Source organism: Aeromonas sp. SCS5 (assembly GCF_001887375.1).
In the GTDB taxonomy this organism is placed as follows: Bacteria; Pseudomonadota; Gammaproteobacteria; order Enterobacterales; family Aeromonadaceae; genus Aeromonas; species Aeromonas jandaei.
This window is the reverse complement of the sequence record NZ_LFCS01000003.1, coordinates 333,501-357,320: the sequence shown is the minus strand read 5'-3', so window position 1 is coordinate 357,320 and position 23,820 is coordinate 333,501. Positions and strand designations below refer to the sequence as shown.

The 23,820-nt window shown below is 58.8% G+C and carries 20 protein-coding genes; 13 read left to right on the top strand and 7 right to left on the bottom strand.

The window, feature by feature from the left end; translation table 11 throughout:
* Window positions 1-338 precede the first annotated feature (338 nt).
* Window positions 339-3,002, top strand: coding sequence for a bifunctional acetaldehyde-CoA/alcohol dehydrogenase (gene adhE / locus BS300_RS04705; protein WP_071911112.1), 2,664 nt, complete (start codon window positions 339-341; stop codon window positions 3,000-3,002).
* 456 nt (window positions 3,003-3,458) lie between these two features.
* Here the strand turns inward: adhE and BS300_RS04700 are convergent, their stop codons facing one another.
* From BS300_RS04700 to BS300_RS04690, 3 genes are all read right to left on the bottom strand, one after another.
* On the bottom strand, window positions 3,459-4,199 hold the full coding sequence (locus BS300_RS04700; protein ID WP_071911110.1) for a YebC/PmpR family DNA-binding transcriptional regulator: 741 nt from the start codon (window positions 4,197-4,199) through the stop codon (window positions 3,459-3,461).
* A gap of 101 nt (window positions 4,200-4,300) precedes the next feature.
* Entirely contained in the window at window positions 4,301-6,067 is a 1,767-nt protein-coding gene (aspS, locus tag BS300_RS04695) for an aspartate--tRNA ligase (RefSeq protein WP_041208579.1), read from the bottom strand.
* A gap of 32 nt (window positions 6,068-6,099) precedes the next feature.
* Window positions 6,100-6,351, bottom strand: coding sequence for a zinc ribbon domain-containing protein (locus tag BS300_RS04690; protein ID WP_005337686.1), 252 nt, complete (start codon window positions 6,349-6,351; stop codon window positions 6,100-6,102).
* Between the two features lie 162 nt (window positions 6,352-6,513).
* Here BS300_RS04690 and BS300_RS04685 point away from each other — a divergent pair, with 162 nt between their 5' ends.
* The 6 genes from BS300_RS04685 (at window position 6,514) to BS300_RS04660 (ending at window position 12,779) form a co-directional block, all read left to right on the top strand.
* The gene (locus BS300_RS04685) at window positions 6,514-7,362 is read left to right on the top strand and encodes a DUF72 domain-containing protein (RefSeq protein ID WP_071911108.1); all 849 of its coding nucleotides are present in this window, start codon (window positions 6,514-6,516) and stop codon (window positions 7,360-7,362) included.
* Between the two features lie 344 nt (window positions 7,363-7,706).
* Entirely contained in the window at window positions 7,707-8,453 is a 747-nt protein-coding gene (gene cmoA, locus BS300_RS04680; RefSeq protein WP_071911106.1) for a carboxy-S-adenosyl-L-methionine synthase CmoA, read from the top strand.
* Complete coding sequence (gene cmoB / locus BS300_RS04675; protein WP_071911105.1) at window positions 8,450-9,427, top strand: tRNA 5-methoxyuridine(34)/uridine 5-oxyacetic acid(34) synthase CmoB; 978 nt, start codon at window positions 8,450-8,452, stop codon at window positions 9,425-9,427. The genes cmoA and cmoB overlap by 4 nt, the downstream gene beginning before the upstream one ends.
* 52 nt (window positions 9,428-9,479) lie before the next feature.
* Window positions 9,480-10,268: an ATP-dependent zinc protease gene (locus tag BS300_RS04670; protein WP_033114320.1), complete on the top strand. Its 789-nt coding sequence runs from the start codon at window positions 9,480-9,482 to the stop codon at window positions 10,266-10,268.
* 3 nt (window positions 10,269-10,271) lie between these two features.
* Entirely contained in the window at window positions 10,272-11,810 is a 1,539-nt protein-coding gene (locus BS300_RS04665; protein ID WP_042031232.1) for an inactive transglutaminase family protein, read from the top strand.
* 3 nt (window positions 11,811-11,813) lie between these two features.
* The gene (locus BS300_RS04660) at window positions 11,814-12,779 is read left to right on the top strand and encodes an alpha-L-glutamate ligase-like protein (protein WP_033114318.1); all 966 of its coding nucleotides are present in this window, start codon (window positions 11,814-11,816) and stop codon (window positions 12,777-12,779) included.
* A 452-nt stretch (window positions 12,780-13,231) separates the two neighbouring features.
* Here BS300_RS04660 and BS300_RS04655 read toward each other — a convergent pair whose 3' ends face one another.
* The gene (locus BS300_RS04655; RefSeq protein ID WP_033114317.1) at window positions 13,232-13,834 is read right to left on the bottom strand and encodes a peroxiredoxin C; all 603 of its coding nucleotides are present in this window, start codon (window positions 13,832-13,834) and stop codon (window positions 13,232-13,234) included.
* 145 nt (window positions 13,835-13,979) lie between these two features.
* On the opposite strand from BS300_RS04655, the gene BS300_RS04650 reads away from it, so the two are divergent.
* The 3 genes from BS300_RS04650 to BS300_RS21000 all read left to right on the top strand — a co-directional run bounded on the left by BS300_RS04650 (window position 13,980) and on the right by BS300_RS21000 (window position 16,020).
* Complete coding sequence (locus tag BS300_RS04650; protein WP_071911103.1) at window positions 13,980-14,888, top strand: hydrogen peroxide-inducible genes activator; 909 nt, start codon at window positions 13,980-13,982, stop codon at window positions 14,886-14,888.
* A gap of 181 nt (window positions 14,889-15,069) precedes the next feature.
* Window positions 15,070-15,519, top strand: a complete 450-nt coding sequence (locus BS300_RS04645) for an NlpC/P60 family protein (protein ID WP_041208586.1) — start codon at window positions 15,070-15,072, stop codon at window positions 15,517-15,519.
* A 324-nt stretch (window positions 15,520-15,843) separates the two neighbouring features.
* A complete protein-coding gene (locus BS300_RS21000; protein WP_104014414.1) occupies window positions 15,844-16,020 on the top strand; it encodes a hypothetical protein in 177 nt (58 codons plus the stop codon).
* A gap of 96 nt (window positions 16,021-16,116) precedes the next feature.
* Here BS300_RS21000 and dsdC read toward each other — a convergent pair whose 3' ends face one another.
* On the bottom strand, window positions 16,117-17,067 hold the full coding sequence (dsdC, locus tag BS300_RS04640; protein ID WP_071911102.1) for a DNA-binding transcriptional regulator DsdC: 951 nt from the start codon (window positions 17,065-17,067) through the stop codon (window positions 16,117-16,119).
* A 221-nt stretch (window positions 17,068-17,288) separates the two neighbouring features.
* Here dsdC and dsdX point away from each other — a divergent pair, with 221 nt between their 5' ends.
* On the top strand, window positions 17,289-18,626 hold the full coding sequence (gene dsdX, locus BS300_RS04635) for a D-serine transporter DsdX (RefSeq protein WP_071911100.1): 1,338 nt from the start codon (window positions 17,289-17,291) through the stop codon (window positions 18,624-18,626).
* Window positions 18,627-18,642: 16 nt separating this feature from the next.
* A complete protein-coding gene (locus BS300_RS04630) occupies window positions 18,643-19,974 on the top strand; it encodes a D-serine ammonia-lyase (protein WP_071911098.1) in 1,332 nt (443 codons plus the stop codon).
* Between the two features lie 76 nt (window positions 19,975-20,050).
* Here the strand turns inward: BS300_RS04630 and icd are convergent, their stop codons facing one another.
* Together icd and BS300_RS04620 are read right to left on the bottom strand one after the other, a co-directional pair.
* The gene (gene icd, locus BS300_RS04625; RefSeq protein ID WP_071911096.1) at window positions 20,051-21,304 is read right to left on the bottom strand and encodes an NADP-dependent isocitrate dehydrogenase; all 1,254 of its coding nucleotides are present in this window, start codon (window positions 21,302-21,304) and stop codon (window positions 20,051-20,053) included.
* Window positions 21,305-21,474: 170 nt separating this feature from the next.
* Complete coding sequence (locus BS300_RS04620) at window positions 21,475-22,347, bottom strand: AraC family transcriptional regulator (RefSeq protein ID WP_071911094.1); 873 nt, start codon at window positions 22,345-22,347, stop codon at window positions 21,475-21,477.
* A 129-nt stretch (window positions 22,348-22,476) separates the two neighbouring features.
* On the opposite strand from BS300_RS04620, the gene manA reads away from it, so the two are divergent.
* Entirely contained in the window at window positions 22,477-23,676 is a 1,200-nt protein-coding gene (gene manA / locus BS300_RS04615) for a mannose-6-phosphate isomerase, class I (protein ID WP_071911092.1), read from the top strand.
* The last annotated feature ends 144 nt before the right edge of the window (window positions 23,677-23,820 follow it).

Sequence of the window (23,820 nt, the reverse complement as noted above, 5' to 3'; positions counted from 1 at the left end):
CTGTTTCACCTCCTGCAAGCTGGCTAAAGATTATTTAACCATTTGATACAAAGCGATTATTACCATCTATTTACAATCTACTTTGCTTCCTTCAGGATGCACATTCCGATAACATCCATCAAACATGGATCATGAAATAAAATTTCTTTTGTTCTTTTGTTACACATGATCCAGATCAAGTTTTTCTGAGTCAGCCCCGCTCTATAATCGACTCAGAAAGCGATTTAGTAAGGCATGTGAAAAAGCTGTTGCAACGATACCGCCTTGACAGGGCGACTATAATTGCCGGGCATTGCCAACGTCTTACTAAACAGTTTTCAAATAATCAGGAGATAAACATGGCAGTAACCAATTTGGCTGAACTGGATGCACTGGTCGCCCGCGTTAAGGAAGCACAGCGTGAATTCGCCAGCTTCTCTCAAGAGCAGGTAGACAAGATCTTCCGTGCCGCCGCCCTGGCCGCCAACAACGCCCGTATCCCCCTGGCCCAGATGGCCGTGGAAGAATCCGGTATGGGTATCATCGAAGACAAGGTTATCAAGAACCACTTCGCCTCCGAATACATCTACAACAAGTACAAAGAAGAGAAGACCTGCGGCATTCTGAGCGAAGACACTCAGATGGGCACCATCACCATCGCCGAGCCGGTAGGTATCATCTGTGGTATCGTTCCGACCACCAACCCGACTTCTACTGCGATCTTCAAATCCATGATCGCGCTCAAGACCCGCAACGCCATCATCTTCTCCCCGCACCCCCGTGCCAAGAACTCCACCAATACCGCAGCCAAGCTGGTACTGGATGCAGCTGTTGCCGCCGGTGCACCGAAAGACATCATCGGCTGGATCGACCAACCGTCCGTTGAGCTCTCCAACGCCCTGATGAAACACGACGACATCAACCTGATCCTGGCCACCGGTGGCCCGGGCATGGTGAAAGCAGCCTACTCTTCCGGTAAGCCTGCTATCGGTGTAGGTGCCGGTAACGTGCCTATCGTTATCGACGAAACCGCCGACGTGAAGCGTGCCGTTGCCTCCATCCTGATGTCCAAGACTTTCGATAACGGCGTGGTCTGTGCTTCCGAGCAGGCGGTCATCGTTGTTGATGCCATCTACGACCAGGTTAAAGAGCGCTTTGCATCTCACAAGGGCCACGTGCTCTCCAAAGAAGATGCTGACAAGGTCCGTAAAGTCATCCTGATCAACGGTGCCCTGAACGCCAACATCGTTGGCCAGCCGGCGACCAAGATTGCCGAGATGGCAGGCGTGACTGTACCGGCTGATACCAAGATCCTGATCGGTGAAGGCGTCAAGCTGTGTGCAGAAGACGAGTTTGCTCACGAGAAATTGTCCCCGCTGCTCGGTATGTTCCGTGCAAGCAGCTTCGAAAACGCCGTTGATATGGCCTGTGACATGGTCAACATCGGTGGTATCGGCCACACCTCAGGTCTGTACACCGACCAGGACCGCAATGCTGACCGCATCAAGTACTTCGGCGACAAGATGAAGACCGCGCGTATCCTGATCAACACTCCGTCTACTCAAGGCGGTATCGGTGACCTGTACAACTTCGCAATGGCACCGTCCCTGACCCTGGGTTGCGGCTCCTGGAGTGGTAACTCCATCTCCGAAAACGTGGGTCCGAAGCACCTGATCAACAAGAAGACAGTCGCAAAACGGGCAGAAAACATGCTGTGGCACAAACTTCCGAAATCCATCTACTTCCGTCGTGGTTCCCTGCCGATCGCTCTGAGCGACCTGGAAGGTAAAAAGCGTGCCATGGTCGTGACCGACCGCTTCCTGTTCAACAACGGCTACGCTGATGAACTGGTCAGCCTGCTGAAAGCACAGAATATGGAAGTGGAAGTGTTCTACGAAGTAGAAGCTGACCCGACTCTGGCTGTGGTTCGCAAGGGTGCCGAGATGGCCAACTCCTTCAAACCGGACGTAATCCTGGCGCTGGGCGGTGGTTCACCGATGGATGCTGCCAAGATCATGTGGGTGATGTACGAGCACCCGAACACTGCGTTCGAAGATCTGGCCATGCGCTTCATGGACATCCGCAAGCGTATCTACAAGTTCCCGAAAATGGGCGTGAAGGCCGAACTGGTCTGTATCACCACCACTTCCGGTACCGGCTCTGAAGTCACTCCGTTTGCGGTAGTAACCGATGAAGTGTCTGGTCAGAAATATCCGCTGGCTGACTACGAGCTGACCCCGAACATGGCCATCGTTGATGCTAACCTGGTCATGGGTATGCCGAAGTCCCTGTGTGCCTTCGGTGGTATCGATGCCGTGACTCACGCCATGGAAGCCTATGTTTCCGTACTGGCCAACGAGTACTCCGACGGTCAGGCGCTGCAAGCCCTGAAAATGCTGAAAGAGTACCTGCCGTCCAGCTACCTGAACGGTGCCAACGACCCGATCGCTCGTGAGAAGGTGCACAATGCTGCCACCATCGCCGGTATCGCGTTCGCCAACGCCTTCCTGGGTGTGTGCCACTCCATGGCTCACAAACTGGGTGCCGAGTTCCACATTCCGCACGGTCTGGCCAACGCCCTGCTGATCAGCAACGTCATCCGCTACAACGCGAACGACAACCCGACCAAGCAGACCGCGTTCTCCCAGTACGACCGTCCGCAGGCTCGTCGTCGTTACGCCGAAGTCGCTGACCACCTGGGTCTGACTGCTGCCGGTGACCGCACCGCTGCCAAGATCGAGAAGCTGCTGACCTGGCTAGACGAGCTGAAGGCTACCCTGGGTATCCCTGCCTCCATCCGCGAAGCTGGCGTTGCCGAGGCTGACTTCCTGGCCAAGGTTGACCAGCTGTCCATCGAAGCCTTCGATGACCAGTGCACCGGCGCCAACCCGCGCTACCCGCTGATCAGCGAGCTGAAGCAGGTTCTGCTGGACTCCTACTACGGCCGTCCCTTCACCGAAGCCGCTCCGGTAGCTGCTGCACCGGTTGAAGCCAAAGCCGAAGGCAAGAAGAAGTCCAAGTAATCTCGCCTGAGTAGAAATAGAAAGCCCGCGCACTGCGCGGGCTTTTTTTATATGTGCTATCCCCCCGCACTCCCCCCACTCTCCTCCCTCCCCGACCTGACAACCCGTTACCCCTCTCATCTAGCAGGTCATCCATACCACAGGCTTCCCTGGTTCGGGATTGGGCTGCCGGCACAAAATGCGCGAACAATCCCTGCTGTTCTTCTCCATCAGGCAAACAACACTGGCCCTGTCGAGGTTATCTGCAAGCCACTGATACAAGAGCTGAATAGAAATAGGAAGAGACAAGGGGGGAAATTCGGAGAGCCTACCGGAGTGTGATAGCCGGACGTGGAGATGAATGCTGGCCACGGGCTGTTTCACTGATGAAACAAACAAGGTAATGTCTGTTTCACCTTTGCGACAATAAAAAATGGCAGCCATCTGGCTGCCATTGGCAAGAAGTGCGGGGAGCGATTACAGGGTCGCTGCCACTTCGTCGGAGATGGAACCGTTGTGGTACACCTCCTGCACGTCGTCCAGATCTTCCAGCATGTCGATGAGGCGCATCAGCTTGGGCGCGGTCTCGGCATCCAGCTCCGCTTCGGTGGAGGGGATCATGGTCACTTCGGCGCTCTGGGCCTTGAAGCCGGCAGCTTCCAGACCATCCAGCACGGTACCGAAGTCGTTCGGGGTGGTGTACACCTCGATGGTGCCATCTTCTTCGGTCACCACGTCATCGGCACCCGCTTCCAGAGCCGCTTCCATCAGGGCATCTTCATCGGCGCCCACGAAGGTCAGTACGCCCTTCTTGGTGAACAGGTAAGCCACGGAGCCGTCGGTACCCAGGTTGCCACCGCACTTGCTGAAGGCGTGACGCACTTCGGCTACGGTACGGTTGCGGTTGTCAGTCAGACACTCAACCATGACGGCCGAGCCAGCCGGGCCGTAACCTTCGTATACGATGGTCTCGAGCTGCTCGCCATCGCCACCACCGGCGCCACGCTGAATAGCACGGTTGATGGTGTCACGGGTCATGTTGTTGGTCAGGGCGGCAGCCACCGCAGCACGCAGACGCGGGTTGTTGGCCGGATCGGCATCACCCAGACGCGCGGAGGTAGTGATTTCGCGGATCAGCTTGGTGAAGATCTTGCCACGCTTGGCATCCTGAGCGGCCTTGCGGTGTTTGATGTTGGCCCATTTACTGTGACCTGCCATAGAGACTCTCCGTTATATTTTTGAAATTTCAGTAACACACGTCATTGCTAACGCAAGGGGAACAGGGAGGCCGCTACGCGACCTCCGGTGCCCGGAAGGGCTTACTCATCACCCTTGACGGTGGTTGCAATCGCCAGCTCGCCCAGTTGGGCTGCGTTGGCAAGGCTGGGGGCGTCGGTCATCAGACAGGCGGCCGCAGTGGTTTTCGGGAAGGCAATGACGTCCCGAATGTTTTCAGTGCCGGTCAGCAGCATGCTGAGACGGTCCAGACCGAAGGCCAGACCAGCGTGCGGCGGGGTACCGTACTTCAGGGCATCCAGCAGGAAGCCGAACTTCAGGCGCTGCTCGGCCGGGGTGATACCCAGGATATCGAACACGGTGGCCTGCATCTCGCTGTTGTGGATACGGACAGAGCCGCCGCCCACTTCGTAACCGTTGATCACCATGTCGTAGGCGTTGGCGTAAGCACCCAGGGGGTTGGCTTTCAGCTGCTCCGGGCTCAGGCCGCTCGGCGCGGTGAAGGGGTGGTGCATGGCAGCCAGACCGCCTTCGCCATCTTCCTCGAACATCGGGAAGTCGATGACCCACAGCGGCTTCCAGCTGTTTTCCAGCAGACCCAGATCACGGCCCACTTTCAGACGCAGGGCACCCATGGCATCGCAAACCACTTTCTTGGAGTCGGCGCCGAAGAAGATGATGTCGCCGTCGGCCGCGCCGGTACGGGTCAGGATCTCGCGCACGATGGCGTCGCTGAGGAACTTGGCAACCGGAGACTGCACGCCTTCGATGCCGTTGGCCGCTTCGTTGACCTTCATCCAGGCCAGGCCCTTGGCACCGTAGATGCCGACAAACTTGGTGTACTCGTCGATCTGCTTGCGAGAGAGCTCGGCGCCGCCCGGCACTTTCAGGGCTGCCACACGGCCTTTCGGATCGTTGGCGGGGCCGGCAAACACGGCGAACTCGACGGCGGTCAGCAGATCGGCCACATCGACCAGCTCCATCGGCAGACGCAGGTCCGGCTTGTCGGAGCCGTAGCGACGCATGGCTTCGTCGAAGGTCATGATCGGGAAGTCGCCCAGATCCACGTTCAGGATGTGCAGCCACAGTTTGCGGATCATCTCTTCCATCACTTCACGCACCTGCGGTGCGGTCATGAAGGAGGTCTCCACGTCGATCTGGGTGAATTCCGGCTGGCGGTCGGCACGCAGGTCTTCGTCACGGAAGCACTTGACGATCTGGTAGTAACGGTCGAAGCCAGACATCATCAGCAGCTGCTTGAACAGCTGGGGAGATTGCGGCAGAGCGTAGAACTTGCCCTTGTGCACGCGGCTCGGTACCAGATAGTCACGGGCACCTTCCGGGGTGGCCTTGGTCAGCATCGGGGTCTCGATATCGAGGAAACCGTGCTCGTCCATGAAGCGGCGCACGAAGGCACTGGCCTTGGCGCGGGTCTTCAGGTACTTGGCCATCTCGGGGCGACGCAGATCCAGGTAGCGATACTTGAGGCTGATCTCTTCGCTGTTGACCTGGTTGAAGTCCAGCGGCAGCGGCTCGGCACGGTTGATGATGTTGAGCTCGTGAGCGAACACTTCGATGGCACCGGTGGCCATGTCGCTGTTGCGCTGGGACTCGGGACGGGTGCGCACTACACCTGTCACCTGGATGCAGAACTCGCCGCGCAGCTCGGAGGCCAGGGCGAACGCTTCCGGTTTGTCCGGATCGAAGAACACCTGCACGATCCCTTCGCGATCGCGCATGTCGATAAAGATCAGACCGCCGAGATCACGACGACGATGGACCCAACCGCACAATGTAATGGTCTGCCCGGCATGGGCCTCATTGACCTGTCCGCAATAGATAGAGCGCATGGACTTCTTCCTTCGAAATTGTAGAGAGACGGTTAACCTTGGGCCGCCGGGCACGACTGGCAAGCACCGTCTGTCTCACAGCTGGCCAGATTCTTTTTCTTACCCGGTTTGAAATCAGTCTCGTACCATCCGGTTCCCTTGAGCCGGAAGCCTGCCGCCGATATCAGCTTGACCAGATTCGGCTTGCTACAGGCCGGACAGTCGGTCAGGGGGGCATCGGAAAGCTTTTGCAGTTTTGCCAATTCATGGCCACAGACGTCGCAACGATATTCGTAGATAGGCATGGGTCACAAGAAATTGAAAAACAAAAGGGCTGGCATTATAGAGGAAAACCCCCTTTTGGGTAAAATGGCCAGCAGCCTCCTTTCACCAGTTTTTTGCTCTGGATGGCAAAAAGTGGCAAAAAAAGGGGCCCGAATTCACCAAGATCAGAGAGAGACGTCGCCATGAGCCTCTATTTGGGCCTGCCGCAGTGGTCCCACCCCGCCTGGCCCGGCCAGCTGCTGGGTCTGGGCGCCAAGCCCGCCGAGCACCTCGCCCACTACGCGACCGTCTTTAACTCGGTGGAGGGCAATACCACTTTCTACGCCCTGCCGACCCCCGATACGGTGCAGCGCTGGGCCGATGCGGTGCCCGATCACTTTCGCTTCAACTTCAAGTTTCCACAAACCATCAGCCACCAGAGCGATCTGGTGAGCGCAGAGAAACAGGTTGCCGACTTTATCCACCTGCTTGCGCCGCTCCACGACAAGCTGGGACTACTCACCCTGCAACTGCCTGCCCGCTTCGGCCCGGAAGGGCTGCCCCGGCTTGCGGCCTTTATCGAACGGCTGCCGCCGGCGTTTCGCTACGCCCTCGAGGTGCGCCACCCCGACTTCTTCGCCAAGGGGGAGGCCGAACGGGCATTGAACCGGCTGCTGATGGAACAAGGGGTGAACCGGGTGATGCTCGACAGCCGCCCGCTCTTCTCGGTACCCGCCACCACTGCGGCCCTGATTGATGCCCAGGGCAAAAAGCCGCGCCTGCCGGTGCATCTGCTGGCCACCGCCAACGCCCCCATGGTGCGCCTGATTGGCCTGCCGGATCCGGCGGCCAACCACCCCTTTTTACCGAGCTGGATACCCCATTGGCGCCAATGGCTGGCCGAGGGGAAGGATCTTTACCTCTACATCCACACCGCCGACAACGCCCAAGCCCCCGAACTGGCCCGTCAGGTAAGCCGTCTGCTGGGGCAAGAGATGGCCCCCTGGCCGGGGGAAAACGATCGCGCGCGGCAGGGAGTGCTGCCCTTTTAACCAGTGGCACAAGCAACCCTCGCAGAGCCCCGAAAACGCAGTAAAAAAAGGGCGATTTTTGTGGTTTGGCGGGGCCCGGCGTCAAGACAAATGGCCGTCAATCCTCTACACTAGCGCCCCATGCAAGGAGCCCTGTCACCGTTACTGTTAATCAGTGGTAACAAATGACTCGGCTCCGGATAAGGGTCCGGAGATGACCCCTACGAACAGGACCGGTCACCAGGAGCTCATGACCGGCCACCCCGTTCGTAAACAGGTGATGAGCCACCCCCAGACGGGTGCCACCCAACGATTCAATTGAACAAAGCAGTCGGCCGATATGCCGGCTGTCAGGTTGCGCCAGCATGCATACCAAAGATCAAATATTTGCCGCCCCCATCGCCCGTTTGGGTGATTTCTGCTTTGACGAACAGGTCGTCGATGTCTTTCCCGACATGATCCAGCGCTCGGTGCCGGGTTATAGCAACATCATCTCTGCCATCGGTATGATGGCCGCCCGCTACGCCCAACCCGAGAGTCGACTTTATGACCTCGGCTGTTCGCTGGGCGCCGCCACTCATGCGATGCGCCGCCATATCAGCCAGCCCGGTTGCCGCATCACGGCGGTGGATCTCTCCCACCCGATGATCGAGCGCGCCCGTGCCCACCTCTCCGGTTTCAAATCCGAGGTGCCGGTGGAGCTGGTGGAGGCGGATATCTGCGACATCGAGATTGAGAACGCCTCGGTGGTGGTGCTCAACTTCACCCTGCAGTTTGTCGAGCCCGAGAAGCGGGCTGCCCTGATCCAGCGCATTCACGACGGTTTGCGCCCGGGCGGGATCCTGATCCTGAGCGAGAAGTTCCGCTTCGAGGACGAGCCGGTCAACGAGCTGCTCATCGACCTGCACCTCGACTTCAAGCGCGCCAACGGTTATAGCGAGCTGGAGATCAGCCAGAAGCGCACCGCCCTTGAGAACGTGATGCGCACCGACAGCTTGCCGGTGCATCAGGCGCGTCTGCGCGACGCCGGTTTCGTCCATCAGGATCTCTGGTTCCAGTGCTTCAACTTCGGCTCCATGATTGCCATCAAATCCAGCGACGCCCAGCCATGATCGACTTTGCCAACTTCTATCAACTGATCGCCAAAAACCGGCTGAGCCACTGGCTGCATACCCTGCCCGCCCAGCTGCACGCTTGGCAACACGATAACCAGCACGGCGATCTGCCGCGCTGGAACCGCGCCCTCAACAAGCTGCCGGCAGTCGCCCCCGACCACGTCGAGCTGAAAAACCGGGTCGAAATCGGCTCGGCCGAGAGCCTGGGCGAAGGGGAGCGCAAGAAGGTCGAGAGCCTGCTGCGCCACTTCATGCCCTGGCGCAAGGGGCCGTTCACCGTGCACGGCATCCACATCGACACCGAGTGGCGCTCCGACTGGAAGTGGGATCGGGTCTTGCCCCATATCAGCCCGCTCGAAGGCCGCTATGTGCTGGATGTGGGCTGCGGCAGCGGCTATCACCTCTGGCGCATGGTGGGTGAAGGGGCCAGGCTCGCGGTCGGCATCGATCCGAGCCCGCTGTTCCTCTGCCAGTTCGAGGCGATTCGCCACTTAGCCGGCAACGACCAGCGCGCCCACCTGCTGCCGCTCGGGATTCAGGAGCTGCCGGAGCTGCGGGCGTTTGACACCGTCTTCTCCATGGGGGTGCTCTATCACCGCAAATCCCCCATCGAGCACATCGAGCAGCTGCGCAACCAGCTCAAGGATGATGGCGAGCTGGTGCTGGAGACGCTGGTGATTGACGGCGGTGTCAATGATGTGCTGATGCCCACCGACCGCTACGGCAAGATGCGCAACGTCTGGTTTATTCCATCCAGCGCCGCCCTCAAGCTATGGGTCGAGCGTTGCGGCTTCACCGACGTGCGAATTGTCGATGAAAATATGACCAGCACGGACGAACAGCGTCGTACCGACTGGATGATTAATGAATCCCTGAGTGATTATCTGGATCCAGACAATCCGGCACTCACGGTAGAAGGACATCCGGCACCAAAACGTGCCGTACTGATTGCCAGAAAGGCCAAAGACTAGCCGATGGCGGCTGTGGAAGTTACACTGACCCAATTCCAGGAAGCACAGTTAAATGAATGACATGAAAAGCAAATTAAAAGGAATGACCCTGCTCTCCCTGCTCAGTCTCGGCGGGTGTGTCAATATGGAAAAAGCGCCCCAGGTTCCTGCACTGACACTGGCCGAGTTGCGTAGCGAGCTGAGCCAGAGCGAGCAGCGCCTGCAAACATCCATGGAGCAGCAACAGAAGCAGTATGTGCAGCAACAGCACCTGCTGGTTCAGCTCAATACAGATGTCACCAATATGAAAGAGTCCGTCAAACAAGTAGATCACAAGATCGCCGCCCTCCCCTCCGAGCCGCCCAAGCCGATGGCGGTACCTGCCGAGAAGTGTCCGGTGCCCAATCAGGGTCACACTATCGATGGCAAGCTGATGGTGGGTGAAGCGGAGTGGATCTGGGTGGATGCCGCCAATGACGCCTTCCAGGCCCGGGTCGATACCGGTGCGACCACCTCCTCCATCAGCGCTCAGGAGATCACCATTTTCGAGCGCAACGGCAAAAACTGGGTTCGCTTCCTGCTGAGCCATCAGGACGCCGACGACAAGATCCAGATCGAAGCCCCGCTGGTACGCCACGTGCGGGTACGTCAGGCCTCTGCCGACGATCTCGACCGCCGTCCCGTGGTACGTCTGACCGTGCGCATCGGCGACATGACCGAGAAGGCCGAATTTACCCTGAAAGATCGTAGCGACATGGCCTTCCCCGTGCTGCTGGGTCGTGAATTCCTGAAAGATATCGCTGTGGTCGATGTGGCCCGCGAATATATCCAACCCAAACCCAAGCTCAAGGATGTGAAATAATCCATGGTTTCCCGTAAGCCGTTCTATTTGCTGGTAGCCCTGCTGTACATTGTCGGCCTGGGGATGACGATCTATCACCACATCGCGTTGGACGTTCCGCTCACGCCCGGTGAAAAGCGCCAGATCTGGTCTATCGAAGCCAAGCTGGAGTTTGAAGCCACCGGTGAGCCGGTGATCGCCTCCCTGGCCATTCCGGGTACCCAGCCCGGCTTTACCCTGATGAACGAAAACGCCGCCAGCCCCGGCTACGGCCTCTCCTTCGTCGAGAAGGATGGCGATGCGCGCGCCGAGTGGTCGATCCGCACCGCCTCCGGCCGTCAGGAGCTCTACTACCGCGTCGACATGATGGCGGATGCCCACGCCAAACCGGCCGCCAATCCGCAGCCGCCCGCTATCGAGAAGCAGATCGAGAGCGAGCCCTACGCCACCGCCATGAAGCAGATCCTGGAGCGCGCCCAGGAGCGCTCTGCCGATGGCTACACCCTGACTCGCGAGATCATCAAGGAGATCGAGAAGCAGGAGCAGAACGCCGAGCTGCTGAAAAAGCACAAGAGCCGCGCCAACCTGATCGCCGAGCTGCTCAACAATGCTGACGTACCGGCCCGCGTCGTCCACGCCCTGAGCCTGGAAGATGGTCGTCGTCGTCAGGAGCTGGTCGATTACCTGCAGGTGTTCAACAGCCCGACTGACTACAAGCTGTTCAACCCGCAGACCGGCGAACAGGGCCGTCCTGGCAACCTGCTGCTGTGGGAGTACAACTCCGGCTCGTTGCTGGATGTGACTGGCGGCCACAACTCCAAGGTAAGCTTCTCGATGATCGAGCAGGAGCAACCGGTGAGCGTGGCGCTGGCCCAGAAGTTTGAAAAGTCAGAGATGATGAACTTCTCCATCCACAGCCTGCCGCTGGAAGAGCAGACCCTGTTCAAGGGCTTGCTGCTGATCCCCATCGGCGTACTGATGGTGGTGTTCCTGCGGGTCATCGTCGGGATCAAGACCTCCGGTACCTTTATGCCGGTGCTGATCGCGGTCGCCTTTATCCAGACCCAGCTGATCACCGGTCTGGTGGGCTTCCTGCTTATCGTCGGCACCGGTCTGGTGATCCGCTCCTACCTGTCGCGGCTCAACCTGCTGCTGGTAGCGCGGATATCAGCCATCATCATCATGGTTATCTCGTTGATCGGGGTCTTCTCGGCGTTCGCCTTCAAGCTGGGGCTGACCGACGGCATGAAGATCACCTTCTTCCCGATGATCATCCTCTCCTGGACCATCGAACGGATGTCCATCCTGTGGGAAGAAGAGGGCCCGAAAGAGGTATTCCGCCAGGGTGGCGGCTCCCTGCTGGTAGCAGTCATCGCCTATCTGGCCATGGATAACGAGCTCATTCGTCACCTCACCTTCAACTTCCTCGGCCTGCAGCTGGTGCTGATGGCGACCGTGCTGTTGATGGGTAACTACACCGGCTACAAGCTGAGCGAACTCAAGCGCTTCAAGCCGCTGGTAGACGAGATGCGTTCCGGTGCCACCCCGGGTAAGGACAAGTAACAGATGTGGTTCTGGGAAAAGTACACCACCCCGTGGAGCCTGTCGCAGGCAGGCATCCTCGGCATGAACAAGCGCAACCACTCCTACATCAGCCGCTACAATCCGCGCAGCCTCTATCCGCTGGTGGATGACAAGCTGCAGACCAAGCGTATCGCGCTGGATGCGGGCGTAACGGTGCCGGAACTGATCGGCACCATCCGCGCCCAGCACGACGTGGGTCGCATCACCGAGCTGGTCAAGGATTGGCCGGGCTTCTGCATCAAGCCGGCGCGCGGCTCCGGCGGCAAGGGGATCCTGGTGATCCTGCGTCAGGAAGATGGCCTCTTCTACAAACCCAACGGCAGTGCCAGCAACGGTCAGGATCTGGAGCGCCATGTCTCCAACATTCTGGCGGGACTCTATTCGCTGGGCGGCAAGCCCGACGTGGCGCTGGTCGAAGGCCTCATCAACTTCGATGACGTGTTCGACGGCTACTCGTTTGAAGGGGTGCCCGATGCCCGGGTGATCATCTTCAAGGGCTTCCCGGTGATGGCGATGATGCGCCTCTCCACCTCGGCCTCCGATGGCAAGGCGAACCTGCACCAGGGTGCTGTGGGCGTGGGTCTCTGCCTGCGTACCGGCCGCGCCCTGCGGGCGGTGCAGTTTGGCAATCCGCTGCGCCACCATCCGGATACCGGCCTCGATCTCTACGAGCTCAAGGTGCCCCACTGGGATACCCTGCTGACGCTGGCGGCCTCCTGCTACGAGATGTCGGGTCTGGGCTATATCGGTACCGACATGGTGCTCGACAAGTTCCGCGGCCCCATGCTGCTGGAGCTTAACGCCCGCCCGGGTCTGGCCATTCAAATCGCCAACGGCCGCGGTCTGGTGCCCAACCTCAAGACCATCGAGAAGCTGGGTCAGGTGAAGATGAACGTGGAGCAGCGGGTCAACTTCGCCAAGGAGCACTTCGGGGTCTTTGACGAATAGCCGCTGATTCCCGCAAAAAAGCGCGCCCATGGCGCGCTTTTTTTATCCTTCGCATTTCTCTGCGGGCAAGCCACTGCGCACCGCCCAACTCTCGCAGCCATGCCGCTTGCCCACGATCCTCTTGCTGATAAGGGGCAACACGGCGCTTCACTATCGCCTATTCCGGCGACGCTTCTGCCCCCTCCTGGACTCATATTGTTGCAAATTAAGATGGGAAATCTTGATATCAGTTTCGTAGGTGAAACAATTTCAGCGCCAGATAGCGGCCCGACGCGCCATGGCCTGCTGGGAACTGCGCCCGCTCTCTTGCCCGACACCATCATCCCGGGCTCCTGCCATGGGTAATGAGCAAGACCCGCATGACCGTGTGCTATGAACATCGGAGCAATGAATTGCAGATATAAAAAAACCGGCGCCAAGGCACCGGTTTTTCAAGCAGAGAGCGAACCCGATTACAGGGAGTCAGCGTTCTCGGACAGGTACTTGGCAACGCCGTCCGGAGAGGCTTGCATACCTTTTTTGCCTTTTTCCCACTGAGCCGGGCACACTTCACCGTGCTCTTCGTGGAACTGCAGGGCGTCGACCATGCGCAGCATTTCGTCGATGTTGCGACCCAGCGGCAGATCGTTGACAACCTGGTGACGAACAACACCGTTCTTGTCGATCAGGAAGGAGCCACGGAAAGCAACACCGGCTTCCGGATGCTCAACGTCGTAGGCTTTGCAGATTTCGTGCTTGACGTCGGCGATCAGCGGGTACTTGACCTGACCGATACCACCATCTTCAACTTTGGTGTTGCGCCATGCGTTGTGGGAGAACTGGGAATCGATGGAAACACCGATCACTTCCACGCCACGCTTCTGGAACTCTTCATAGCGGTGGTCGAAGGCAATCAGCTCGGACGGGCAAACGAAGGTGAAATCGAGCGGATAGAAGAAGACAACGGCAGCTTTGCCTTTGATGTGGGATGACAGGGTGAAAGTGTCAACAATCTCACCATTACCCAGAACAGCTGCAGCGGTAAAATCGGGTGCGGGACGGCCTACCAATACCATATTCAATTCCTCTTTATGTGAAGTGAACAATCCAGTCAGGATTGGGCTACCTAGAGCCAAGTCCGTCTAATTCAAGCGACAAACTATATACCCGGTGGTAGATTAGTAAATCAAATTAAATAGATAGCATTAATCGGGTTTTTCTATGCAACGTTGGCCCAGCCTCAAACAGCTGCAATATCTGGTTGCTCTCGACGAGCACAAAAACTTCAATCGCGCCGCCAAGGCCTGTCATGTCAGTCAATCGACCCTGAGTACCGGGATCCAGACGCTGGAGGACATGATGAACCTGCAACTGGTGGAGCGTGACCACAAGAGCTTCATTATGACCCCGGTCGGCATGGAAATCGTCGAGCGGGCTCGCAATTTGCTCTCCGATGCGCGGGATCTGATGGAACTTGGCCTCAATCAGGGCGGGGTGATGCAAGGCACGGTGCGCCTCGGCTGCATCCCCACTATTGCCCCCTTCCTCCTGAGCAAGCTGCTCAAAGAGTGCAGCAAGGCCTATCCTGACCTCGAATTGTTGCTGCGGGAAGACACCACCAGCAATCTGCTCAAACAACTTGAGCAGGGGCAGCTCGACCTGCTGATCCTCGCCCTGCCCATCGAGATTGGTGGCTTTCACTGCAAGACGGTCGGTCAGGACCCCTTCCACATGGTGATGCCCGCCAGCATGGCGGCCGGTCTGCACACCCCGTTCGACTACAAGGAGCTGCCCAACCAGAGCATCTTCCTGCTGGAGCGGGAGCACTGTCTCACCGAGCATGCGGTGAGCGCCTGCCGGCTGCGGGACAAGAGCAAGATCAACCCGTTCGCCGCCACCAGCCTGCACACTCTGGTACAGATGGTGGAGGCGGGTCTTGGCACCACCTTCCTGCCTCAGATGGCCATCGATGCCGGTATTCTCGACAACTCCGATCTGGTGGCCATCCCGCTGCCCGGCGAACACCCCTATCGCGAGATCGGGCTGGTGTGGCGCCCCAGCACCACCCGGGTGCAAACCTTCTACAAGCTGGCCGAGCTGCTCAAGCCGCTGATCAGCCCCACCTCCTGACCTGTGACGCCAGACCCCAAGCGCCAGCCACCGTGCTGGCGTTTTTTTGCAACAAAACGACCATTTTTGTCACATGTAGCTAGGTATCTGACCAATACCTTGTTTATGATGGAAAAGTTGTCGTGCCGAACGTGTCCTGCCGCACCTGTTTTGCCACGTTTGTTCTGGAGAATGTGCCCCGATGTACCGTCCGTTGCTGCTCATCCTGCTGACCCTGCTGCTGGCCGCCTGTTCCAGTACGCCTGAGCCACCTCCGGCCCCGCGCCAGAGCAGCGCCTTCGACGGCTTCTATCAGCAGTGGCGCGGTGTCCCTTACCGGATGGGCGGCACCAGTCGCGCCGGGCTCGACTGCTCTGCCTTCACCCAGCTCGCCTACAACCAGGTGCTGGGGGTCAACCTGCCAAGAACCACCGAATCCCAGGCCAATATCGGCCAACCCGTCGATCGCTACCGGCTGCAGCACGGTGATCTGGTCTTCTTCAAGACCGGCTGGCAGCAGTATCACGTGGGTGTCTACACCGGTGCCGGGGAGTTTATCCACGCCTCCACCAGCAAGGGGGTTATCCGCTCGCGGCTCGACAATGTCTACTGGAACAGTCGCTACTGGCAGGCACGCCGCCTCACTCAGTAATTTTCCAACCATACAGCCCGCAACAGACAAGATAGGGGCGCAAGCTTTCTGGCCCCTTCTGTCGCTATCAGGCTCAATTTTCGCCCGATTTATAACCCAATTGACCCCAAAACCTGATCTTCACATCTTTTTGTGATAAGGTAGTGGCCAATTTTTGACACCTTCGCTCCTTTCTCGACCGCTATCTGTCTGAATTGACACTTATAACGGCGAAAACAGGGAGATCCGCAGACAAGGCGCAAGGTGCCTGCGACCGGGCCCGTTCAGGGTGTGGAGCCGTCGCAGCCGCAGTATCAATCGTCAAATTGATAAGGAGATCGTGCAATGAAACAGTACCAAAGCTGGCTTGGACAATATCTGATGAGCCGCCGCGATGGCGACCACGCCATGGCATCCGAGCTTGCCAGCTCCATCTGCGAGTTCTGGCAGCAGCAAGGGGATGAGACCGAGCTGGACAAGTGGCAGCAGATTTACCAGCACCATCTGGAAAGAACCACCTGATCCTTCGACTATTCGCCTTGCAGCACCGCGCTGCAAGGCGCTTGTTTATCCCCTCCCCCAATAACCCCTATTTTGTTTTTCCAGCAACCGGCCTCATCAGGCCGATGCGGTCTCTTGCGCCGTTTGCTGCGCCCACTCGATAAACGCCTGGATCTTGGGACACTGGCGATTGGGCAGGGTCGCAATGTAGTAACGCTGCTCGCACTTCACCTCACGACCCGAAAACGGGGTCACCAGTTCGTTGCGCGTCAACCGCTTGCTCACCAGATTCTTGCGTCCCATGGCAATGCCCCCATGGTTCATGGCGGCGATGATGGCGAGATCGGAGCGATCAAAGCCCATATTTAGCCGGCATTCTGCGAGGCTCACTCCGTGGTGGCGTGCCCAGCTCTCCCACTCATCACCATCGGAGTCATACCCCCAGGCCTGCCGATCGTGCAGCAGCCGACAGTGCTGCAAGTTGCCGGGATTCTCCAGCAGGTTGTGTTGCATGGCATATTCGGGGCTGCAAACCGGCACTATGTACTCATCCATCAGATGGTGGATGGCGAGCCGCTCCGGTACCTTCTCGTCGAAGTAGAGGGTCAGATCGATGCCATAACCGTGCAGATTGATGTTCTCGTTGCCGGTCACAATGTTCAGCTCGATCTGGGGATGCAGTCTTGAGAAGTCGGCCAGCCTTGGCACCAGCCAGCACTGGGCGATGGAGGGGCGCGAGTAGATGGTCAGAGTGCCCGAGAGCTCCTGATTCCTGATCTCCAGGATCTCCTGATTGATGAACTCCAGCGATGACTTGAGCGCCCAGAACACCCGCTGCCCTTCCGCCGTCAACACCACCTTGCGATGGAAACGCTCAAAGAGCTGAAAGCCCAGCTCCTCCTCCAGCGCGCTGATCCTGTGGCTCACAGCGCTGGGACTGAGGGATAGCTCGTCAGCAGCCATGGCAAAAGAGCCGTGGCGCGCTGCCGCCTCGAAGGTGTGCAGCTTGGCCAGCTGGTAGCCATTCAGCAGCTTGTTGCGCGATATGTAGTGATCCGCGATATACATTCAAACTCCTCTCACCGGTTCACGTACATCATACCGCGCAGCCCCCTTTCCAGATGCAATGAAAAGACCCAATCAACATCATTTACAGAAAATGTGACCAATAAGGCCATTTTGCATCACTTCAGCTCATCCAAGTGGTCGATTTCATCATTTGTCAGCCCCGCCTCATTTTCATTCAATAGCGCATAAACAATCACACACAACAGATGTCGAGGCGCAGTATGAGTTCAGAGGTATGGGTCATCGCTACCTTGCTAAGTAGCATCGTTCTTATCGTGGTCACCATAGTGAAGGGCAAGATCCACCCCTTTCTTGCCCTGCTGTTGGCCAGCTTCTATGTGGGTACCCTGATGGGGATGGAGCCCCTCAAGATGGTCAGCGCCATGGAAGAGGGAATTGGCGGCACGCTCGGCTTTCTCGCCGCCGTCATCGGCCTTGGCACCATACTCGGCAAGATGATGGAGGTGTCGGGCGCGGCGGAGCGTATCGGCCTCGCCCTGCAGAGATGCCGCTGGCTCTCGCCGGATGTCATCATGGTGCTGGTTGGTCTGGTATGTGGCATCACCCTGTTTGTCGAAGTCGGCGTTGTGCTGCTGATCCCGCTGGCCTTCTCCATCGCCCGCAAGACCAACACCTCGCTGCTCAAGCTGGCCATTCCGCTCTGTACCGCCCTGATGGCCGTGCACTGCATCGTACCGCCGCACCCTGCTGCCCTCTATGTCACCAATCAGCTGGGCGCCGATGTGGGTTCCGTCATCGTCTATGGTCTGGCGGTCGGCCTCTTCGCCTCTCTTATCGGCGGCCCCCTGTTCCTCAAACTGCTGGGTAACCGGCTCCCGTTCAAGGGGGTACCCGATGCCTTTGCCGACATCAAGGCGCGCGATGAGGCCACTCTCCCGACCTTGAGCGCCTCGCTCTTTACCGTGCTGCTGCCCATCCTGCTGATGCTGGCCAAGACGGTGGCCGAGCTCAACATGGATCACGCCAGCCACCTCTACACTGTGCTGGAGTTTATCGGCAACCCCATCACCGCCATGTTTATCGCAGCCTTCACCGCCTACTACGTGCTGGGGATCCGCCAGCAAATGAAGATGGAGGGACTGCTTAACAAGACCGAGGAGTGCTTCTCCTCCATCGCCAACATTCTGCTCATCATCGGTGCGGGTGGCGCTTTCAACGGGGTGCTCAAGGCAAGCGGCCTGGGCGATAGCCTGGCCACCATCCTCTCCCAGCTGGATATGCACCCCATTCTTCTGGCCTGGCTAGTTGCCATCGTGCTGCACGCCGCCGTGGGCTCCGCTACCGTCGCCATGATGGGCGCCACCGCCATCGTCTCCCCCATCATGGTGCACTATCCGAACATCAGCCCGGAGATCATGACCCTGGCCATCGGCTCCGGTGCCATTGGCTGCACCATGGTGACTGACTCTCTGTTCTGGCTGGTCAAGCAGTATTGCGGCGCCACCCTGAACGAAACGCTCAAGTACTACACCACCGCTACCTTTGTCGCCTCCCTGATGGCGCTGGCCGGTACCTTCCTGCTCTCCTTTATCGTGTAACAAGACCGAGAACACTATGAAAAACATCGACGTACAACAGCTCACAGCGCAATTTCCACTGGTGCAATCCCTGATCGCGCTTGAGCCAGTCACCTGGTTCAACCCCAACACCACCACTCTGGCTGCCGGTCTGCCCTATGTGGGGCTCGATAACAACAATGTGGCGGACGCTTCCGCTCGGCTGGCCCGCTTCGCCCCCTACATGTGCGAAGCCTTCCCCGAGACCCGCGCCAGCAACGGTATTCTGGAGTCCGACATCGCCGCCATTCCGGCGATGCAGGCCACGCTCAACCAGCGTTACGGCGTTGAAGTCACCGGTAGACTGCTGCTGAAAAAAGATAGCCACCTGCCCATCTCCGGCTCCATCAAGGCGCGCGGCGGCATCTACGAGGTGCTGGCCCATGCCGAGCAGCTGGCCATCAAAGCCGGTCTGCTGCGAGAAGAGGATGACTACCGCAAGCTCTTTAGCGACGAGTTCCGCCAGTTCTTCAGCCAGTACAGCATCGCGGTAGGCTCCACCGGCAACCTTGGCATGTCCATCGGCATCATGAGCGCCAAGCTGGGCTTTACCGTCACCGTCCACATGTCTGCCGACGCGCGGGAGTGGAAGAAACGCAAACTACGTGAACATGGCGCCATCGTGGTCGAATATGCCGAAGATTACGGGGTTGCGGTGGAACAGGGGCGCAAAGAGGCCGAGCGGGATCCCAACTGCTTCTTTATCGATGACGAGAACTCCCGCACCCTGTTCCTCGGCTACTCGGTGGCGGGCGAGCGGGTGAAAAAGCAGTTCGACCAGATGGGCATCAAGGTGGATGCCGACCACCCGCTGTTTGTCTATTTGCCCTGTGGCGTGGGCGGCGGCCCGGGCGGGGTGGCCTTTGGTCTCAAGCTCGCGTTCGGTGATCATGTCCACTGTCTGTTTGCCGAGCCGACCCACTCCCCCTGCATGCTGCTGGGGGTTCACACCGGACTACACGATGCCATTGCGGTGCAGGATTTGGGTATCGACAACCTCACCGCGGCCGATGGCCTTGCTGTGGGGCGCGCCTCCGGCTTCGTCGGTCGCGCCATGGAGCGGCTGCTCGATGGCTTCTACACCCTGAGCGATCAGGAGATGTATGACCTGCTGGGACTGCTGGCGCGCGATGAGCAGATCAAGCTGGAACCCTCTGCGCTGGCCGGCATGGCTGGCCCTTGGCGTGTAGCGGCCGATCCGGCATGGCAAACCGCGCAGGGACTGGACACGGCAACCATGGCCCGCGCCACCCATCTGGTGTGGGCCACCGGCGGCGGCATGGTCCCGGCCGAGGAGATGGCCAAGTATCTGGTTGCGGCCAACATCTGATCCTCTTCACTCACTCGAGATAAAAAAAACCGGCGCTCAAGGCGCCGGTTTTGTCTTTTCTGGCAAGCAGAAGACATTACATCTGCTCGATCATGTCCTGTGCAAACTGGGAGCAGGAGCGCAGAGTCGCCCCTTCCATCAGACGCTCGAAGTCATAGGTGACGGTCTTGTTGCGGATCGCTGCTTCCATCCCCTTGATGATGAGATCGGCCGCTTCGACCCAGCCCATATGACGCAGCATCATCTCGGCGGAGAGGATGAGGGAACCCGGGTTAACCTTGTCCTGACCAGCATATTTCGGCGCAGTACCGTGGGTCGCTTCGAACAGAGCCACACCGTCACCGATATTGGCACCCGGTGCAATACCGATACCACCCACCTGCGCGGCCAGCGCATCGGAGATGTAATCACCGTTGAGGTTCATACAGGCGATAACGTCGTACTCGGCCGGACGCAGCAGGATCTGCTGCAGGAAGGCGTCGGCGATGACATCCTTGATGACGATGGTCTTGCCGGTTTTCGGGTTCTTGAAGGAGCACCAGGGGCCGCCGTCGATCAGCTGGGCACCGTACTCGTTCTGGGCCAGAGCATAACCCCAATCCTTGAAGGCACCTTCGGTGAACTTCATGATATTGCCCTTGTGCACCAGGGTCACGGAGTCGCGATCGTTGTCGATGGCATACTCGATGGCGGCACGCACCAGACGCTCGGTACCGGCCTTAGACATCGGCTTGATGCCGATCCCGCAGGACTCGGGGAAGCGAATTTTCTTCACGCCCATCTCGTTTTGCAGGAAGGCGATCACCTTGTTCGCTTCGGCGCTGTCGCCCTTCCACTCGATACCGGCGTAGATGTCTTCGGCGTTCTCGCGGAAGATCACCATGTCGGTCAGATCAGGACGCTTGACCGGGCTCGGGGTGCCGTCGTAGTAACGCACCGGGCGCAGGCAGATGTAGAGATCCAGCTCCTGACGCAGAGCCACGTTGAGAGAGCGGATACCGCCACCGACCGGCGTGGTCAGCGGGCCCTTGATGGCCACACAGTATTCGCGAATGAAATCGAGGGTTTCGGCCGGCAGCCAGGCACCTTCGCCATAGACATGAGTTGACTTCTCGCCGGTGTAGATCTCCATCCAGGCGATCTTGCGCTCGCCCTTGTAGGCTTTCTCGACCGCAGCATTCACCACATTCAACATGGCCGGGGTTACGTCAACACCGATGCCATCCCCTTCGATAAACGGAATGATCGGATGGTTGGGAACCTGCAGCTTGCCGCTGGCGTCGACTGTGATTTTCTGGCCCTGGGTCGGGATAACTACTTTGCTTTCCATCGGCATCTCCTAACTTCCGTTTGTTATCAACTTGTTTGTTGCGCGCGGCCATCTTAGCCCATTCATTTTCATAATAAAATGGCGAGCTCGCATGTCAGACCAAAGAGGTAGAGCCTCTTTGACAGTGGCGATAGCCTCCCGACCGCGCCCCTGTTTTGCCCCCGTTTTTATCACGCCAGCTCATGATTCTGGTTCTGGGGCTGGCTCAGGGAGCGATACTGGGTCGGGGTCAATCCCGTCTTCTGCTTGAACACCCGGCAGAAGTAGTTCACGTCGCTGTAGCCGCAACGGCTCGCCACCTCTTCAAGGCGAAAGCGGTACTTTTTCAGCATGAATTTGGCCCGATCGATCCGTACCCAGCTGATGTAATCGGCAAGGCGCATATGGCCCTGCTCGCGAAACAGGTGCGAGAGGTGGCTGGCCGAAACGTTGAAGCGGTGGGCGATGGAGTCGCGGGTGATGGGGCGGTGAAAATTTTCCTGGATATAGATGCAGATCCCGTGGAAGAGATCCGCCCCCCGCGGTCGATCTGTGGCAGAGGCGATCAGCAGTTGCCGAGCACTCGACAACAACGCCTGCAGCAGGTGGTCGTCGGTGGGAGAGCGACCGGGATCCTCGGCCAGCACGTTGAGCGCCGCCAGTATGTGTTCGATGACGTGGCCCGCTCGCGCCATGATGCTGTGCTTTTGCACATCGAAGAAATCGGGGTCTTCCCGTCGCTTGCTCACCAGACTGAAGCCCAGCTGGCGCTTGCCAAAGAGCAGGCTCAACACCGAGCAGTCGGTGGTCCAGAGCGGCTTGTTCCAGCCGTTGGGGGGAATATAGAGCGCCTGTCCCGGCAATACGCTGATCTCCCTGACTCCCTCCTCCCGGTCCCAGATCTGGTTTAGATACTCGCCGCTGAACACCAGTTCGAGGCGGGGAAAGTTGACCTGATAGCTGAAACCCGGGGGTACCCCCTGTTCACTGGCAAACCAGATTCGGTCAAATGGAACCTGTTCGCTCAGGGCTCCGTCGAGCAGTTGGCTGAAGATGAGAGACATGGTGATCCTGATCAAGAGAGAGGCAAGCGGTTGCGGCGCGCGCGACCGCCCATGTTATAGTCCGGTCCACAGCAGCAATGCCACCCTTTTCTGCACCCGATTTTCTTCAAACTAGACGAGGCGTCCCTTATGAGCAGTAGCGATCTGCCCTCCTTTCTGTTGATGCAAAACCCGATTCAAGGCTATGACTGGGGCAGTCATGACTCCCTCACCACCCTGTTTGGCATTGCCAATCCCCAGGGCAAACCCCAGGCCGAGCTCTGGATGGGCGCCCACCCCAACGGTTGTTCCGACGTAGTCGTGGCGGGCCAGCCCCAGAAGCTCTCGACCCTGATCGAGCGCGCCCCCGCCGCCGTGCTGGGTGAGGCCACCTTCGCCCGTTTTGGCAGTCTGCCATTCCTGTTCAAGGTGCTGTGCGCCGAGAAGGCCCTCTCCATTCAGGTGCACCCGAGCAAGGCTCAGGCCGAAGCGGGCTTTGCCAAGGAAGAGGCAGCCGGCATCGATGCCAAGGCAGCCAATCGCAACTACAAGGACCCGAACCACAAACCCGAGCTGGTGTTTGCCCTTACCCCCTATCAGGCGATGAACGGCTTTCGCGCCATCCCGGCCATTCTGGCACTGTTTGAGCGGGTCAATCTGCCGGCCATCGCCGAGCTGACCGCAGCCCTTGCCGCCAGCCAGAATGAAGCTGGCCTGCAGCACTTCTTCCACCAGCTGCTGGTACTGGAAGGGGCGCGCAAGGAGGAGGCGCTGGCGGGGCTGCTGGCCTTTGCCAGCGAGCATCAGGATGAGGAGACCTTTGCCCTCATCACCAGTCTGGCGGCCCAGTATCCGGGCGACGTCGGCCTCTTCTCGCCGCTACTGCTGAACGTGGTGACCCTCAAGCCTGGGCAGGCGATGTTCCTCGATGCCTGCACCCCGCACGCCTATGTACGCGGCACCGGCCTCGAGATCATGGCCAACTCGGACAATGTGCTGCGCGCCGGCCTCACCCCCAAGTACATCGACGTGGCAGAGCTCCTGGACTGTACCCGCTGCCAGGCCAAACCGGACGACCAGATCCTGCTTGCTCCCCATGTTGAAGGATCGGTGCAGCACTTCGAGGTACCGGTACCTGACTTCACCTTCAGCGTCTATCCGGCTGGCGAGCACCAGCTCACCACCGCCAGCGCCGAAATCCTGTTTGCCATCGATGCAACCGTGATCCTCAAGCGCGGCGATGAGACGCTGCGTCTCGAGAAGGGCCAGTCCGCCTTTATCCCGGCCGCCACCGGCAACTACCAGCTGCTGGCCGAAGGGCGGGTCGCCCGCGCCGGCAACCGCAGCTAAGGCGCAAACGCCATTACCGAATAAACGAAGGGGCCATCATCGATGGCCCTTTTTCTTGCGAATCAGTTCATTGCGCAGTTTCCAGCCGAAAAATAGACTCCATTCGGATACGACTTTTACTGCCAAAATTCTTGATGTGCAGCA

Coding starts and splice junctions, on each gene's coding strand:
- adhE (WP_071911112.1), top strand. CDS start 339: ATGGCAGTAACCAATTTGGCTGAACTGGATGCACTGGTCGCCCGCGTT.
- BS300_RS04700 (WP_071911110.1), bottom strand. CDS start 4,199: ATGGCAGGTCACAGTAAATGGGCCAACATCAAACACCGCAAGGCCGCT.
- aspS (WP_041208579.1), bottom strand. CDS start 6,067: ATGCGCTCTATCTATTGCGGACAGGTCAATGAGGCCCATGCCGGGCAG.
- BS300_RS04690 (WP_005337686.1), bottom strand. CDS start 6,351: ATGCCTATCTACGAATATCGTTGCGACGTCTGTGGCCATGAATTGGCA.
- BS300_RS04685 (WP_071911108.1), top strand. CDS start 6,514: ATGAGCCTCTATTTGGGCCTGCCGCAGTGGTCCCACCCCGCCTGGCCC.
- cmoA (WP_071911106.1), top strand. CDS start 7,707: ATGCATACCAAAGATCAAATATTTGCCGCCCCCATCGCCCGTTTGGGT.
- cmoB (WP_071911105.1), top strand. CDS start 8,450: ATGATCGACTTTGCCAACTTCTATCAACTGATCGCCAAAAACCGGCTG.
- BS300_RS04670 (WP_033114320.1), top strand. CDS start 9,480: ATGAATGACATGAAAAGCAAATTAAAAGGAATGACCCTGCTCTCCCTG.
- BS300_RS04665 (WP_042031232.1), top strand. CDS start 10,272: ATGGTTTCCCGTAAGCCGTTCTATTTGCTGGTAGCCCTGCTGTACATT.
- BS300_RS04660 (WP_033114318.1), top strand. CDS start 11,814: ATGTGGTTCTGGGAAAAGTACACCACCCCGTGGAGCCTGTCGCAGGCA.
- BS300_RS04655 (WP_033114317.1), bottom strand. CDS start 13,834: ATGGTATTGGTAGGCCGTCCCGCACCCGATTTTACCGCTGCAGCTGTT.
- BS300_RS04650 (WP_071911103.1), top strand. CDS start 13,980: ATGCAACGTTGGCCCAGCCTCAAACAGCTGCAATATCTGGTTGCTCTC.
- BS300_RS04645 (WP_041208586.1), top strand. CDS start 15,070: ATGTACCGTCCGTTGCTGCTCATCCTGCTGACCCTGCTGCTGGCCGCC.
- BS300_RS21000 (WP_104014414.1), top strand. CDS start 15,844: ATGAAACAGTACCAAAGCTGGCTTGGACAATATCTGATGAGCCGCCGC.
- dsdC (WP_071911102.1), bottom strand. CDS start 17,067: ATGTATATCGCGGATCACTACATATCGCGCAACAAGCTGCTGAATGGC.
- dsdX (WP_071911100.1), top strand. CDS start 17,289: ATGAGTTCAGAGGTATGGGTCATCGCTACCTTGCTAAGTAGCATCGTT.
- BS300_RS04630 (WP_071911098.1), top strand. CDS start 18,643: ATGAAAAACATCGACGTACAACAGCTCACAGCGCAATTTCCACTGGTG.
- icd (WP_071911096.1), bottom strand. CDS start 21,304: ATGGAAAGCAAAGTAGTTATCCCGACCCAGGGCCAGAAAATCACAGTC.
- BS300_RS04620 (WP_071911094.1), bottom strand. CDS start 22,347: ATGTCTCTCATCTTCAGCCAACTGCTCGACGGAGCCCTGAGCGAACAG.
- manA (WP_071911092.1), top strand. CDS start 22,477: ATGAGCAGTAGCGATCTGCCCTCCTTTCTGTTGATGCAAAACCCGATT.